At 69.1% G+C, this 13,501-nt stretch carries 14 protein-coding genes; 10 read left to right on the plus strand and 4 right to left on the minus strand.

The genetic code is table 11. The features are described 5' to 3' along the window. Positions 1-64: 64 nt before the first annotated feature. Positions 65-1,279, minus strand: a complete 1,215-nt coding sequence (nhaA, locus tag G5B40_RS19140) for a Na+/H+ antiporter NhaA (RefSeq protein WP_165102181.1) — start codon at positions 1,277-1,279, stop codon at positions 65-67. A 255-nt stretch (positions 1,280-1,534) separates the two neighbouring features. Here nhaA and G5B40_RS19145 point away from each other — a divergent pair, with 255 nt between their 5' ends. From G5B40_RS19145 to G5B40_RS19155, 3 genes are read left to right on the plus strand one after another with little or no spacing between them, the layout of a single operon-like run. After that, complete coding sequence (locus tag G5B40_RS19145) at positions 1,535-2,374, plus strand: CoA transferase subunit A (protein ID WP_165102183.1); 840 nt, start codon at positions 1,535-1,537, stop codon at positions 2,372-2,374. Beyond that, entirely contained in the window at positions 2,371-3,105 is a 735-nt protein-coding gene (locus G5B40_RS19150) for a CoA-transferase (RefSeq protein ID WP_165102185.1), read from the plus strand. Before G5B40_RS19145 ends, G5B40_RS19150 begins: the two co-directional genes overlap by 4 nt. Further along, positions 3,102-4,043 carry a nucleoside hydrolase gene (locus G5B40_RS19155; protein WP_165102187.1) on the plus strand — a complete coding sequence of 314 codons (942 nt, stop codon included), beginning with the start codon at positions 3,102-3,104 and terminating at the stop codon, positions 4,041-4,043. Before G5B40_RS19150 ends, G5B40_RS19155 begins: the two co-directional genes overlap by 4 nt. On the opposite strand, the gene G5B40_RS19160 is transcribed toward G5B40_RS19155, so the two are convergent. Together G5B40_RS19160 and G5B40_RS19165 are read right to left on the minus strand one after the other, a co-directional pair. After that, on the minus strand, positions 4,006-5,220 hold the full coding sequence (locus tag G5B40_RS19160; RefSeq protein WP_165102189.1) for a multidrug effflux MFS transporter: 1,215 nt from the start codon (positions 5,218-5,220) through the stop codon (positions 4,006-4,008). The two genes, G5B40_RS19155 and G5B40_RS19160, sit on opposite strands and share 38 nt — an antisense overlap. Further along, the gene (locus G5B40_RS19165) at positions 5,217-5,975 is read right to left on the minus strand and encodes a sulfite exporter TauE/SafE family protein (RefSeq protein ID WP_165102191.1); all 759 of its coding nucleotides are present in this window, start codon (positions 5,973-5,975) and stop codon (positions 5,217-5,219) included. Before G5B40_RS19165 ends, G5B40_RS19160 begins: the two co-directional genes overlap by 4 nt. A gap of 155 nt (positions 5,976-6,130) precedes the next feature. Here G5B40_RS19165 and cobT point away from each other — a divergent pair, with 155 nt between their 5' ends. The 5 genes from cobT to G5B40_RS19190 all read left to right on the plus strand — a co-directional run bounded on the left by cobT (position 6,131) and on the right by G5B40_RS19190 (position 9,729). Continuing rightward, positions 6,131-7,171, plus strand: coding sequence for a nicotinate-nucleotide--dimethylbenzimidazole phosphoribosyltransferase (gene cobT / locus G5B40_RS19170; protein ID WP_165102193.1), 1,041 nt, complete (start codon positions 6,131-6,133; stop codon positions 7,169-7,171). Between the two features lies 1 nt (position 7,172). Beyond that, positions 7,173-7,925, plus strand: coding sequence for an adenosylcobinamide-GDP ribazoletransferase (cobS, locus tag G5B40_RS19175; RefSeq protein ID WP_165102195.1), 753 nt, complete (start codon positions 7,173-7,175; stop codon positions 7,923-7,925). Continuing rightward, entirely contained in the window at positions 7,922-8,446 is a 525-nt protein-coding gene (locus tag G5B40_RS19180; RefSeq protein WP_165102197.1) for a histidine phosphatase family protein, read from the plus strand. Before cobS ends, G5B40_RS19180 begins: the two co-directional genes overlap by 4 nt. Next, positions 8,439-8,939 carry a bifunctional adenosylcobinamide kinase/adenosylcobinamide-phosphate guanylyltransferase gene (gene cobU, locus G5B40_RS19185; protein WP_165102199.1) on the plus strand — a complete coding sequence of 167 codons (501 nt, stop codon included), beginning with the start codon at positions 8,439-8,441 and terminating at the stop codon, positions 8,937-8,939. The genes G5B40_RS19180 and cobU overlap by 8 nt, the downstream gene beginning before the upstream one ends. A gap of 70 nt (positions 8,940-9,009) precedes the next feature. Continuing rightward, positions 9,010-9,729 carry a type 1 glutamine amidotransferase gene (locus tag G5B40_RS19190; RefSeq protein ID WP_165102201.1) on the plus strand — a complete coding sequence of 240 codons (720 nt, stop codon included), beginning with the start codon at positions 9,010-9,012 and terminating at the stop codon, positions 9,727-9,729. 6 nt (positions 9,730-9,735) lie between these two features. Here the strand turns inward: G5B40_RS19190 and G5B40_RS19195 are convergent, their stop codons facing one another. After that, positions 9,736-10,425 carry a FadR/GntR family transcriptional regulator gene (locus G5B40_RS19195; RefSeq protein ID WP_165102203.1) on the minus strand — a complete coding sequence of 230 codons (690 nt, stop codon included), beginning with the start codon at positions 10,423-10,425 and terminating at the stop codon, positions 9,736-9,738. 167 nt (positions 10,426-10,592) lie between these two features. On the opposite strand from G5B40_RS19195, the gene G5B40_RS19200 reads away from it, so the two are divergent. Further along, positions 10,593-11,936, plus strand: coding sequence for an NAD(P)/FAD-dependent oxidoreductase (locus G5B40_RS19200; protein ID WP_165102205.1), 1,344 nt, complete (start codon positions 10,593-10,595; stop codon positions 11,934-11,936). Positions 11,937-12,007: 71 nt separating this feature from the next. Next, entirely contained in the window at positions 12,008-13,486 is a 1,479-nt protein-coding gene (locus G5B40_RS19205; RefSeq protein ID WP_165102207.1) for a glutamine synthetase family protein, read from the plus strand. The last annotated feature ends 15 nt before the right edge of the window (positions 13,487-13,501 follow it).

A 13,501-nucleotide genomic window follows, 5' to 3' on the forward strand; every position in this document is an offset into this window, starting at 1 on the left:
CATGACGGGGCGGGGGGGGTGGCCGCCGCCGCACTTCCGACGGCGCCCGGGCGCGCCTTGCGTCTTACGCAGCCGGGGCCGTCCTTCGCTCCGGCCTGGGGCAGAAGACGCGAAGGAGCGCGTAGCCGAGCAGCCCGGAGACGAGGGAGCCGATCAGGACGCCGACCTTCACCTCGTCCATCGTGTCCGCGTCGGAAAACGCGAGCGAGCCGATGAAGAGGCTCATGGTGAAGCCGATCCCGGCGAGACAGGAGAGGCCGTAGAGCTGCCGCCAGTTCACCCCCTGCGGCAGCGACGCGAGCCCGAACCGCACCGCGGCGTAGGCGGCGCCCATCACCCCGATCTGCTTGCCGAGAATGAGCCCGAGCGCGATGCCGAGCGGCACCGGCGCCGCCACGGCGCCGAGCGACAGCCCGCCGAGCGCGACACCGGCGTTGCCGAAAGCGAAGAGCGGCAGCACAAGATAGGAGACCCAGGGCGCGAGCCCGTGCTCCGCCCGCTTCAGCGGCGATGAGCCGTCATCGGCCGTGAGCGGGACGCAGAGCGCGATCAACACCCCGGCCAGCGTCGCGTGCACGCCGGATTTCAGCACGCAGACCCACATGAAGACGCCGATGATGACATAGGGCGCGAGGTTCTTAACCCCGAGCCGGTTGAGCCCGAAGGCGAGAATCAGCGCGAGCCCCGTAAGCAGCAGCGCGGGAGTCGAAAGGCCGGCGGTGTAGAAAAAGGCGATGATGACGATCGCGCCGAGATCGTCGATGATCGCCAGCGCGAGGAGGAGCGTCTTGAGCGCCACCGGCGCGCGCGTGCCGACCAGCGCGAGGACGCCGAGCGCGAAGGCGATGTCGGTCGCCGCAGGGATCGCCCAGCCGTCCAGCGCCGCCGGATCGCCGCCCCAGTTGATCGCGACATAGATCAGCGCCGGCCCCGCCATGCCGCCAAGCGCGGCGAGCGCCGGCAGCGCCGCCTTGTCGAAACTCGAAAGCTCGCCGGCGAGCATCTCGCGTTTGATTTCCAGCCCGACATGGAAGAAGAAGATCGCCATCAGCCCGTCATTGATCCAGAGCAGCGCCGGCTTGGCGATCTCCAGCGCGTCGATCTTCACCACGACCGGGGCGTAGATGAAGTCGTAATAGGCCGCGAAAAACGGCGAGTTGCTGGCGATGAGCGCCGCGACGGCGGCGAACATCAGCACGATGCCGGGCGCAGCGTCGGCCCGCAGCACCGTCTTCGTGCCCTCGATCGCGTTTTTCGTCCCCTTGATCGCGCGGTTCATCACGTCTCCTTTGTCATCGGCGCGGCTGTCGCGACTGCCCTGAACGCCAGCGGCGCGCGAGGGAAGCCTTCGTTAGCATCCCTGATGGAGAAATGGCGCCGGATTCGGACATGTCCAGCCGAGGGAATCCGCCGCCTTCCGGCGCGCGGAACGCGGGCCGGGCGGGCGAGGAGCGGCTCCCGGCGGGAGCCCGACGAGCCCGCGCCCCTTGACCGCGCCGGCCGTCGTCGCATGATCGGCCGAGGAGGCGCCGCCATGACAGCCAAGACACCCTTTTTCGATTCGCCCGACGATCTCGCCCGGCTCGTTCCCGATGGCGCGTCGATCGCCATCGCGAAGGAGCCCTCGTCGCCCTTCGCGCTCGCGCGCGCGCTGATCCGGCGCGGGGCGCGGAATCTCCATCTCGTCACCGTGCCGACCGCCGGGCTGATCGCCGATCTTCTGATCGGGGCCGGCGCGGTCAGGCTGGTGGAGACCTCGGGCGTTTCGCTGGGCGAGTTCGGTCCGGCGCCGCGTTTCGCCTCGGCGGTGAAATCGGGCGCGGTGGAGATCAGGGACGCGACCTGCCCGGCGGTCTACGCCGCGCTTCAGGCCGGCGAGAAGGGCCAGCCCTTCGCGCCGATCCGGGGGGTTCTCGGCTCCGACCTGCTGGCGCGGCGGCCCGACTGGCGGGTGATCGACAATCCGTTCTCGGACGGGGAGGATCCCGTCGTCCTGCTGGCGCCGATCCGGCCGGATTTCGCGCTGATCCACGCTGACCGGGCGGATCGTTTTGGCAATGTCTTCGTCGGCGGGCGGCATGAGTTCAAGACCATGGCGCACGCCGCGCGCCAAACGCTGGTCACGGTGGAGGAGATCGTCGATCATGATCTGCGCGAAGATGAAGCGACGGCGGCGAACTTGATCGGCGGGCTCTATGTCGCGGGGCTGGCCGCCGCGCCGGGCGGCGCCCGGCCCGCCGCAGCGCCGGGGCGCTACGCGGCGGACGAGGCGCATGTCGCTTCCTACGCGAAACGCGCCCGGGACGAGGCGGATTTCGCCGATTATCTCGCGGCGGAGGTGTTCGGCCGGACGCCGGCGGCGGCGGCGGAATGAGCGACGTCAGGATCGAGGAGCGGCTGATCCACGCCATCGCCGGGCTTCTGGACGGGTCCGGTCATATCGCCTGCGGCGTGCTCTCGCCGATCCCCGGCGCGGCGGCGATGCTGGCGGCGAAGCGCGGCGGGGGGCGGGTCTCGATCATCGGCTCGGACCTTCCGGCCTATCGCTGCGACGGCGGGGTCGAGCTGTTCGATCAGGCCGGGCAGGGGCGTCTTGACGCGTTTTTCCTTTCCGGCGGCCAGATCGACGGGCGAGCGAACATCAACCTGCATGGCGTCGGCGCCTATCCGCAGATGGATGTGCGCTGGTCCGGGGCGTTCGGCTCCGCCTATCTCTATTTTCTCGTCCCGCGGGTCATCCTCTTCCGGCTTGAGCATTCGCGCCGGGTCTTTCCGGAGACGGTCGATTTCATCTCCGCGCCGGGCGTCTCGGCCCCCGGCGTTCATCGCCCCGGCGGGCCCTATGCGCTGGTGACCAACCTCTGCGTCATGCGTTTCGATCGCGACCGGGCGCGCTTCCGGCTGGAAAGCGTGCATCCCGGCGTGACGGTCGAGGAGGTGCGCGACCAGACCGGCTTCGATTTCGACACCGGCGAGACGACGCCGGAGACGGAGACGCCCCCGGCGGCGGACCTCGCGCTGATCCGGGGCGAGATCGCGGAAGCCATCGCCAACCCCTATCCGAAATTCGCCAGGGCCGTCTTTGGAGTGGGCGCGGCGGCGTGAAGGTCGTCATCGACACCGACCCGGGGCAGGACGACGCGGTGGCGATCCTGCTGGCGCTCGCCTCGCCGGAGTTGGAGGTTCTCGGCGTCACCTGCGTCGCCGGCAATGTTCCGCTCGACCTGACCACGCTGAACGCGCGCAAGATCTGCGAACTGGCCGGGCGGGCGGACATGCGGGTCTTCGCCGGCGCGGACCGGCCGCTGGCGCGCGACCTGGTGACGGCGGAGAACGTGCACGGCAAGTCCGGCCTCGACGGCGCCGATCTGCCGGCGCCGAAAATGCCGCTCCAACCCGGTCATGCCGCCGATTTCATCGTCGAGACGGTGCGGCGGGAGGCCGAGGGCGCGGTCACGCTCTGCCCGCTCGGCCCGCTGACCAATATCGCGCTGGCGCTGCGGCAGGCGCCGGAGATCGCCGGGCGGCTGGCCGGGATCGTGCTGATGGGCGGGGGGTATTTCGAGCAGGGCAACGTCACCCCTTCGGCCGAGTTCAACATCTATGTCGATCCGGAGGCGGCGGATATCGTTCTCAAGTGCGGCGCGCCGGTGACGATCCTGCCGCTCGACTGCACCCACGGGGCGCTGACGACGCGCGCCCGCGTCACCGCGTTTCGCGCGCTCGGCACGCCGGTCGGCGACGCGGTTGCTGGCCTCACGGATTTCTTCGAGCGTCACGACCGCGTGAAATACGGGATCGAGGGCGCGCCGCTGCACGACCCCTGCGTGATCGCCTATCTGCTCCGGCCCGGGCTGTTCTCGGGCCGGCATGTGAATGTCGAGATCGAGCTCGCCTCGCCCCTCACCCGCGGCGCGACGGTGGTGGACTGGTGGGGCGTGACCGACCGCAAGGCGAACGCGACCTTCATTCGCGATGTCGACGCGGCGGGTTTTTACGCGCTCCTCACCGAGCGTCTGGCGCGCCTGCCCGCCAGAGGGTGAGCGCCGCGGCCGCGCCGACGGCGGCGACGCAGATCGCCAGCGCCAGCGGCCAGGGATGGCTGGTGTTGAAGGCCCCGACCGTGACGGTGCCGAGCGCGCCGCCGAGAAAGCGCCAGAACGCAAGCGCGGCGGAGGCGGCGCCGGCCCGGTCCGCCGCGATCCGCATCACCCCGGCGAGGGTGTTGGCGATCGAGATGTGGAAGATCGCCATCAGCAGGAGCATCCCGGCGTAGACGCCCCAGAGCCCGCCGGCGCCGGTCGCCACGATCAGCGCCATCGCGGCGCCGACGCAGCCGAGCGCGACGGTTGCGCCCGCCAGCATGCGTTCATACCCGAAGCGGAAAACCAGCCGCGCATTCAGGATGTTGCCGCCGAGCGCGGCGGCCGAGATCGAGGCGAAGAGATAGCCGAAGCCTTGCGGGCTCATGCCGAAATGGTCGATGAAGATGAACGGGCTGGCGGCGAGCATGCCGAAGAACATGAAGGCGAAGGAGAAGGTCGAGCCGAGATAGCGCCGCGCTGCGGGCTGGCGCATGATGCCGACGTAGCCCTGGACGACCGCGCGGGCGGCGTAGGGGCGCCGGCGCTCCGGCGGCAGCGTTTCCGGTAGGAGTCGCATCAGCAGGCAGGCCGCGAGGCTGAGGACGACCAGCGCGCCGAAGATGCCGCGCCAGCCCGCAAAGATCAGGATCCACGCCCCGAGCATCGGCGCCAGCACCGGCCCGAGGGTGAAGATCGTCATCATCAGGGAGGTCGCGCGGCTGAGCGCGTCACCCGCGAACACGTCCGAGAGCATGGCCCGCGACGAGGTCATCGCCGCCCCCGCCGCCACCGCCTGGGCGATGCGAAAGCCGATCAGCGCCTCGGCGTTTGGGGCCAGCGCGCAGGCCACGCTCATCACCGCGTAGAGCAGGAGAAACAGCGTCTGCGCCCGGATCCGCCCCCAGGCGTCGGAAAGCGGGCCGAGGAAGAGCGGCCCGACCGCGACGCCGATCAGGTAGCCGGTGATGGTCATCTGCAGAAGCGACGGGTTCGCCTCCAGCGCGTCGGCCATCGCGGGCATCGCCGGCAGATACATGTCGAGAGAGAACGGTCCGAGCGCGCTGATCGTCGCCAGGATCACGATGAAGCGGACGGAGCCCGCCTTCGTTCGGCCCTCGCCGTTCCGGCCGATCATCCGAACGCCCGCCAGAAGTAGTTCAACCCGAGACCGATGAGCATGGCGAGGATCAGCCGCCGGAAAGTCTCCAGTGGCAGGCGCCGGCCGATCCGGTCGCCGCCCCACATGCCGATCAACGCCGGCGCCGCCGCCAGCGCGCTCATCAGCGCGCGCGGTCCGTCGAGGATGCCGCTGGACCAGAAGGCGCCGGAGATCAGCACACCAGCCGCGATCGCCGTCACCCCCATGGCTGAAACGAAGAATCGCCGGTCGAGCCCGAGGCTGGTGAAATAAAGCGCGAAGATCGGGCCGGGCGCGGTGAAGGCGGCGCCGGCCACGCCGCCCGCTAGTCCGGCCGCGAAACCGACCGGCGCGGCGGCGGCGACGGGCGTCCGGAAGCGCGGCCCGATCATCGAGAGCGCCGGGACAGCGATCAGCAGCGTCCCCATCGCGACGCCGAGCGCCGTCGGGCCGGCGGCGGCGACGAGTCGGGCCGCGACGAACACCGTCAGCGCCATCCCGGCGATCGCCGGCGCGCAGAGCCGGAGGCTGCGCCCGATCTCGCCCGCCGCCACAACCTGGGCGATATTGGCGAGCGGCGCGACGATGGTGTTGAGCGCCAGCGCCAGGTCAAACGGCACCACGAGCGGCGTCAGCGCGATGGTGGTCAGCGGCAGCCCGAAGCCGGTCGCGCCCTTCACCACGCCTGCGAAGCAGAAGATCAGCGCGATGAGCGCGGCGTCGAGGGCGCCGACCTCCCAGCCCGCGAACATCAGGCGGGGTCGCCGGTCGGGCGGCTCGGCGGGAGGGGGCGGCGCGTGGTCATGCGTGGCGCATACCCGCTCGGGCTTGGAAAGAACAGCCGCGCGGCTTTCCCTCGCGGCGATTCTCGGCCATCACCGCCGGAGTTGCAGGGAGGGGCGGCGCCGTGCTCGAAGAATTCACCATCCCGGCCGTGTCGGAGGCGCTGCGGGCGCGCGTCCTCGCGGCGATCGACGCGAAAACCAAGCCGCCGGGCTCGCTCGGCCGGATCGAGACGCTGGCGCTGCAACTGGCGCTGGCGCAGGGGCGCGCGGCGCCGGACGCGTCGGCCGCGCTGCTGCTTTGCGCAGCCGATCACGGGCTGGTCGCCGAGGGGGTTTCGGCCTGGCCGTCCGAGGTCACGTTGCAGATGGTTCTCAATTTCATGGCCGGCGGCGCCGCGGCGAATGTCTTTGCGCGGAGCGTAGGGGCTTCGATCCGGATTCTCGATTGCGGGATCGCCAGCGCGCCGCCGGATCACCCGGCGCTTTCGCGCGCGGGGATTCGCGCCGGCGCCCGCAACGCGCTCCGCCAGGACGCGCTGACCGCGGACGAGGTCGCCGCCGCGCTCGATTTCGGCGCGCGCGCCGCGGTCGCGGAGGTGGAGAAGGGCGCCGGGATCGTCGCGCTCGGCGAGATGGGGATCGGCAACACCTCTTCCGGGGCGCTTCTGGCGCACGCCGTCGCCGGATTGCCGCTCGACGGGCTGACCGGCGCCGGGGCGGGACTGGACGAGGCCGGCGTCGCGCGCAAGCTCAAGGTGCTGCGCGCCGTCGCCGCCCGGCGGCCCGGGCGGCTTTCGCCGTTTGACGCGCTCAGAGCCTTCGGCGGGTTGGAGATCGCGGCGATGGCGGGGGCGCTGATCGGCGCTTCTTCCGCGCGCGCGGCGGTTCTGGTCGACGGCTATATCGCGACGGCGGCGGCGCTGGTCGCGCTCGAAGCGCGCCCCGAGGCGGCGGCGCATGTGATCTTCGCGCATCGAAGCGCGGAGGCCGGCCACGATCTGATGCTGGACCGACTCGGCGCCGCGCCGCTGCTCGATCTCGGGCTCCGGCTCGGCGAGGGGTCGGGCGCGCTGCTGGCCTTGCCGCTGCTGAAGGCCGCCGCGGCGATGCTGGCGGAGATGGCGACCTTCGAGAGCGCGGGAATTTCCGGCAAGGAGGGCTAGGATGGAACGCGCGCGGCGCGAATGGCGGCTCTATCTCACCGCGCAGACCTTTCTGACCCGGCTGCCGGCGCCCGCGGGGCATGGCCATGAATCGGACCTGCTGGCCCGCGCCAGCCGGTATTTTCCCGCCGTTGGCCTGCTGGTCGGCGGGATCGCGGCCTGCGTCTGGCTGGCGGCGGCGGCGGTCCTGCCGGCGCATGCGGCCGCGCTTCTGGCGCTCGCGGCCTCGGCGCTGCTGACCGGCGGGTTGCACGAGGACGGGCTCGCGGATTGCTGCGACGGGCTCGGCGGCGGCTGGACGCGCGAGCAGAAGCTGGAGATCATGCGCGACAGCCGGATCGGGACCTATGGCGCGCTCGGGCTGATTTTCTCGATCGGCGTCCGCGTCGCGGCGCTCTCGGCGCTGGCGCCCTGGGCGGGGGCGGTGGCGCTGCTGGTCGCGGCCGCGGCGGGGCGGGGCGGGATCGTGCTGATCCTCGCGGCCGGTTCCTACGCCCGCCCGCAGGGCGCCGGCGGCTGGGAGCGGGGCGCGACATGGGGCGAGGCGGCGATCGCCGCCGCCATCGCGCTCGCGGTCGGGCTGCTGGCGGGGGCGCCGGGCGTGCTGGGGGTCTGCGCGGCGCTTGCCGTCGCGCGGGTCTGGCTGTTCTGGCTGAACCGGCGGCTCGGCGGCTATACCGGCGACGGGCTGGGCGCCGCCGAACAATTCGGCGAGATCGCCGTTCTTCTCATTCTGGCGGGGGCCGCGGCATGATCTTCTATCGCCATCCGAAAACCGACGCCGCGCCGGGGCTGTGCTACGGGCGCTGGAATGTCGGGCTCGCCCCCGGCGCGGAGGCCGAGATCGCGGCGGCCTGCGCGGCGCCGCCGGCTTTCGAATACATCGTCGCCAGCCCGGCCTGGCGCGTGCGCGGGCTGGCAGAGGCGCTGGCGAAGGCGACGGGCCGACGGCTGGAGTATGACGAGCGGCTGCTCGAAATGAATTTCGGCCGATGGGAGGGAGAGTTCTGGGCCGATATCGACCGCGCCGAAAGCGACCCGTGGGCGGAGAACCCCTGGGACCTGGCGCCGCCGTCGGGTGAGAGTTTCTCGATGGTTCATTCGCGAATCGGCGCAGCGCTGCTGGAGGCGCCGCCGGGCGGCTGCTTCGTCACCCATGCCGGGCCGATCCGCGCGGCGATGATGATCCAGCGCGGCCTGAGCTTCGCCGAAGCCTTCGCCGACAAGGTGCCTTTCGCGACGCCGATCGACCTTTCGCTGCGCGCCGATGGCTGAGATCACGCTCCTCCTCGGCGGCGCGCGCTCGGGGAAATCGGCGCGCGCGCTGGCGCTCGCCGCCCCGCCCCGGACGTTCGTGGCGACGGCGGCGGCGGCGGCGGATGACGCGGAGATGGTCGAACGGATCGCGCGGCATCGGGCGGAGCGTGGCGCGGACTGGGCGCTTGTCGAGGCGCCGCTCGACCTGGTCGGCGCGATCCGGGCGGCGTCGGGGCGCACGCTGGTGATCGACTGCCTGACGCTCTGGCTCTCCAACCTGATGGCGGCCGGGCGCGACGAGACGGTCGAGGCCGCGGCGCTGGTCGCGGTGCTCGGCGCGGCGTCGGCGCCGGTCATCCTGGTCTCGAACGAGGTCGGCATGGGCCTCGTGCCGATGGAGCCGCTCTCGCGCCGGTTCCGCGACGCGCAGGGTCGGCTCAACCAGCGCGTCGCCGCCGCCGCCGACCGGGTCGAGTTCATCGCCGCCGGGCTGCCGCTCCGGCTCAAGTGAGAAGGGCTTGATGCGCCGCTGCGGGAAAGCGATCTAGAAACGCGGAGCCGAATCGATGGGAGAGCCCGGCATGAACATTCTCGTCCTTATGCACGCGCGCGAAGAGCATCCCGGCCGCTTTCGCGAATTCCTCGCCGAGGACGGCCATAGCTGGACCCCGGTGGAACTGAACGCGGGCGAGACGCCGCCGCCGCTCGACGGGTTCGACGCGCTCTGGGTGATGGGCGGGCCGATGGATGTCTGGGAGGAGGACGCGCACCCCTGGCTGGCCGCGGAAAAGGCGCTGATCCGCGAGGCGGTGGCGGAGCGCGGGATGCCCTATCTCGGCCTTTGCCTCGGCCATCAGCTGCTCGCCGAAGCGCTGGGCGGGACGGTCGGCAAGGCGGCGCGCCCGGAGATCGGCGTCTGCGACGTGCGGCTGACGGAGGAGGGTGCGACGGGTGTCCTGTTCGACGGTCTGCCGGAGGTTTTCCCGGCGCTTCAATGGCATGGCGCCGAGGTGAAGACGATGCCGGCGGGCGCGTTCTGCGCCGCGACCTCGCCCGATTGCGCGGTGCAGGCGATGCGTTGGGGAAACCGGGCGCATACGGTGCAGTTCCATGTCGAGATCGAGGACGACACCGTCGCGAACTGGGCGGCGATCCCGACCTATGCGGCGTCATTGAAGGCGGCGCTGGGCGACGAGGGCGTCGCGATCCTGCAACGCGATTGCGAGGCGCGGATGGCGGCGTTCGCGGCGATGGCCGAGCGGGTCTACATCAACTGGCTCCAGTCCGCCGCGCAGCCCTGAGCGGCCTCACGTCGCGGCGGCGCGGGTGAGGCTGAGCCGCGCGGTCTCCAGATGATCCTTCATCAGCATCGCGGCGCGCTCGGGCTCGCGCGCGCGAAGGGCGTTCACGATCCTCCGGTGCTCGATATTGTATTTCCGGATCGTCTCGCGGTTCAGCGTCAGCTGGCGCATTCGCGCCCATTCGCCGAGGCCCCTGACCGATTTCATCTGCTGGAGGATGCCGGTCAGAAGGCTGTTGCCGGAAGAGCGGGCGAGAGCGGAGTGAAACTCCGCGTCCGTTTCGGCGAAAACCGTCGGGTCGTCGACCGCCCCCTCCATCAGGTTGAGCAGCGTCTCCAGCGTTGCGAAATCGGCCTGCGTGGCGTGCAGGACCGAGAGCCGGCAGATATGCGGCTCCAGCGCGAAGCGCGCGTCCATCAACTCCAGCGGCCGCGCGTCCTCGATGGGAAGAGGGGCGTCGTCGGACGGCGCGACGTAGGTGACATAGGCGCCGCTGCCGCGCCGTATGCTCACCAGCCCCTCTTTCGAGAGCCGGCTCAGCGCCTCGCGGATCGTCCCGCGCGAGACGTCGTGCGCCTCGGCCAGCGCCCGCTCCGCCGGCAGGCGCTCGTTCTCGATCAGCTCGCCGCCGAGAATCGCCCGCTTGAGTCGTGACGCGATCTCCGCGGCGCCCTTTTTGTTCGCTGCTTTCGCCATGACGCTCCGCCGCAATTTATATACCAATAATATACCAACTTTAGCGTTCGTCCACCAATTTTGCGGTTTTGGTACGAAAATTCTTGCCAAGTGGTGAATTGTCGCGAAACCATGTTCGCGTCCCGAACCAGTTGGCTCCTTGAGGGCCGACAAGAAGAGAGGCGCCGATGCCGCTACCGCAGCATGTCGAATACCTGATCATCGGCGCCGGCATCCACGGTCTTTCGACCGCCTGGCGGCTGGCGCAGCGGCTCACCGAGAAGGGCGAAAGCGCGGAAGGGCGGGTCGTCGTCATCGACAAGTCCGGCATCGCATCCGGCGCCTCCGGCATCGCCTGCGGCGTGGTCAGGAACAATTATTTCCAGCCGGCGATGCGCAAGCTGATGGCGCATTCGGTGGGTGTCTGGGAGAGCGACCCGGAAGGGCTGAGCTACCACCCGGTCGGCTATATGCAGATCTCTTGCGAATCGATGCGCGAAGACGTCTCGACGATCTTCGAACAGCAGCGCGAGATCGGCTACGAAAGCGTCTTCATCGAGGGCGAGCGGGAATCGACGCAATACATGCGCGGCCTCTTCGCCGACTGGCGGGCGCAGGGGATCACATCGGTCCTGCATGAAAAGCGCGGCGGCTATTCGAACAACACGAAGGCGTTGTACGGGCTGGCGAAGAAGGTCGAGGCGCTGGGCGTCCGCATCGCCAGCGGCGTCGAGGTGAAGGGCTTCACCTCAGAGAGCGGTTCGTCCGCGATCTCCAGGGTCGAGACATCGAAGGGCGCGATCGGGTGCGATCACGTCATCATCGGCGCCGGCCCCTGGGTGCGGGACTTCTGGTCGATGCTCGGCCTTCCCAAGCAGATCGACATCCGCCAGCCGGACGGCGAGGTCGTCAGGGGCGTCGACATGTGGCGCTACTGGCAGCTCGAGGAAGGCGTTCTGAAAGTCGCGCCGGAAGTGCTTTCGGACAATGACGGAAACGTGCCCCCGGTCATCCATGTCGACACCGACGCGCCGCTGCACTCGGTCGTCGACGGTTCGCTGATCACCGATGAGATGTGGGGCATCTATTACAAGCCGGATTGGCATTTCGGCGGCGTTCAGGGCGGCGCGTCGCCCTACAAGGTCGAGACCCCGGTGGACGATGTGTCGATCGACCCCTATGGGCCGTCGAGCCCGGAATTCGTCTCCTCGCAGGAATTCGCCCATATGTGGGTCAGCGCGCTGGCGCATTGCCATGAGCGTTTCGAGGGGACGATGCCGAAATATCATCGCGAACCTTCCGGCGGTATCGGCTGCTTCACGCCGGACAGCTTCCCCGTATTCGATCATTACCACGACAATGTGTCGATCATCGCCGACTCGAACCACGGCTGGAAGATGATCGGCGTCGGCCACCTGATCGCCGACGAGGTGATGGGTGAAAAGCAGGATTTGCTGGAGCCTTTCCGCTTCGGCCGCTTCGCCAAGGGCGAACTGCACCCGGTGTCGCACAGCCCCTATCCCTGGAGCTGACCGCCGGCCAAAGACGAACCGCCCCGCCAGAGGGCGGACGCGACGACAGAGAGAGAAGGAGATTGTGAGACATGGCGACGGATATCGAACGTTTCGTGGAGGCCGAGGGGCGCGACGAGAAGATAAAGGCGGTTCGCGCGAAGATCGACGAGCTCGGCATCGAATATCTCTACCTGCAGTTCGTGTCCGTCACCGGCAAGATCATGGGCAAGGGCATCCCCTCCGACCATTGGGAGAGCGTCGCAAAAAAGGGCTTTCAGCTCGTCTATGGCGCGACGATGAACCTCTTCACCAACCGGGCGGGCGAATACCTGGGCTACGGGCCTGAGGCGGCGGAGCTGATCGGCGTGCCGGAGCCGGAAACCTTCATGCAGCTGCCCTGGGCGCCGGAAATCGGGCGCTTTTACTGCACGCTTTTCCGCAATCGTGAGGAAAAGGAGAATCCGGGCGGCTATCTGACCGCGGATTGCCGCGGCAACCTTCGCCGGCTGCACGAGCAGTTCAAGGAAAAGCACAAGGGCCTCAGCCTTCGCATCGGCACCGAGCCGGAGATGATGTGGCTCAAGTTCGATGAGAACGGCAAACCGCGAGACGGTTATTCGAAGCCCTTCTGCTATCATATCGACCAGTTCGAAAGCCTGCGCCCGGTTTCCCTCCAGGTGATCCGCTACGCCCGGAAGATGGGCCTCGACATGATCCAGGGCGACCATGAGGACGCGCCGGGCCAGCTCGAACTCAACTGGATGTTCGACGATGTGCTGCGCAACGCCGACAGGCTCACGACCTATCGCCAGATCTGCGCGCAGGTGGCGCGCGAGAACGGCATCTTCGCCTGCTTCATGTCGAAACCGTTCATGGGCGTCTCGGCCTCCGGCTGCCATCACAACATGTCGCTCTGGCGCGGCGGCGAGGATGAGTTCGTCAAGTGCGGGAACGACCCGGACAGCCTGCCGGGCGCGCGTGAGAATTACATGTATGTGAAGGGCGGCGACAACACCTTCATGCCCGACGGCGACGACCCGCAGATGCCGCAGAAGGCCGGGCTCGACGCGATTGGCGGCATTGTCCATCACCTGAGGGCGCTCACGGCGATCGGGTGTTCGACGGTGAACTCCTATCGCCGGCTCTGGGACACGGGTTTCTGGGCGCCGGTCTTCGCGGACTGGGGGTTCCAGAACCGCACCACCGGACTCCGGGTCTCCGCGCCCGGCCGGTTCGAATACCGTTCGGTCGACAGCATGGTGAACCCCTACATCATGGGCTCGACGATCCTCGCGGCCGCCGATGACGGGATCGATAACAAGATCGACCCCGGCGCGCCGGAGGAGCGGAACATCTACGAGGCGATGGAGCAGGGCAAGATCGTCAAGAAACTGCCGATGTCGCTTGGCGAGGCGCTGGAGGCGCTGGAGAAGGACGAGGTCGTCCAGCGCGGCATGCCGGGCGAGATGTACCGGCTCTATCACGAGTACAAATCCGACGAGTGGGCGCGCTTCATGTCCACCGTCACCGACTGGGACAAGGACACCTACATGGAATGTCTGCCCTGATCGGAAGCTTTGCGG

This window comes from Pikeienuella piscinae, assembly GCF_011044155.1.
GTDB classification, from domain to species: domain Bacteria; phylum Pseudomonadota; class Alphaproteobacteria; order Rhodobacterales; family Rhodobacteraceae; genus Pikeienuella; species Pikeienuella piscinae.

What these genes read in the sequence shown, in the direction of transcription:
- G5B40_RS19190 (WP_165102201.1), top strand. Translation starts at nt 9,010, where the DNA reads ATGAACATTCTCGTCCTTATGCACGCGCGCGAAGAGCATCCCGGCCGC.
- cobS (WP_165102195.1), top strand. Translation starts at nt 7,173, where the DNA reads ATGGAACGCGCGCGGCGCGAATGGCGGCTCTATCTCACCGCGCAGACC.
- G5B40_RS19145 (WP_165102183.1), top strand. Translation starts at nt 1,535, where the DNA reads ATGACAGCCAAGACACCCTTTTTCGATTCGCCCGACGATCTCGCCCGG.
- G5B40_RS19165 (WP_165102191.1), bottom strand. Translation starts at nt 5,975, where the DNA reads ATGTTCGCGGGCTGGGAGGTCGGCGCCCTCGACGCCGCGCTCATCGCG.
- G5B40_RS19150 (WP_165102185.1), top strand. Translation starts at nt 2,371, where the DNA reads ATGAGCGACGTCAGGATCGAGGAGCGGCTGATCCACGCCATCGCCGGG.
- G5B40_RS19160 (WP_165102189.1), bottom strand. Translation starts at nt 5,220, where the DNA reads ATGATCGGCCGGAACGGCGAGGGCCGAACGAAGGCGGGCTCCGTCCGC.
- G5B40_RS19180 (WP_165102197.1), top strand. Translation starts at nt 7,922, where the DNA reads ATGATCTTCTATCGCCATCCGAAAACCGACGCCGCGCCGGGGCTGTGC.
- G5B40_RS19195 (WP_165102203.1), bottom strand. Translation starts at nt 10,425, where the DNA reads ATGGCGAAAGCAGCGAACAAAAAGGGCGCCGCGGAGATCGCGTCACGA.
- cobU (WP_165102199.1), top strand. Translation starts at nt 8,439, where the DNA reads ATGGCTGAGATCACGCTCCTCCTCGGCGGCGCGCGCTCGGGGAAATCG.
- G5B40_RS19205 (WP_165102207.1), top strand. Translation starts at nt 12,008, where the DNA reads ATGGCGACGGATATCGAACGTTTCGTGGAGGCCGAGGGGCGCGACGAG.
- G5B40_RS19200 (WP_165102205.1), top strand. Translation starts at nt 10,593, where the DNA reads ATGCCGCTACCGCAGCATGTCGAATACCTGATCATCGGCGCCGGCATC.
- nhaA (WP_165102181.1), bottom strand. Translation starts at nt 1,279, where the DNA reads ATGAACCGCGCGATCAAGGGGACGAAAAACGCGATCGAGGGCACGAAG.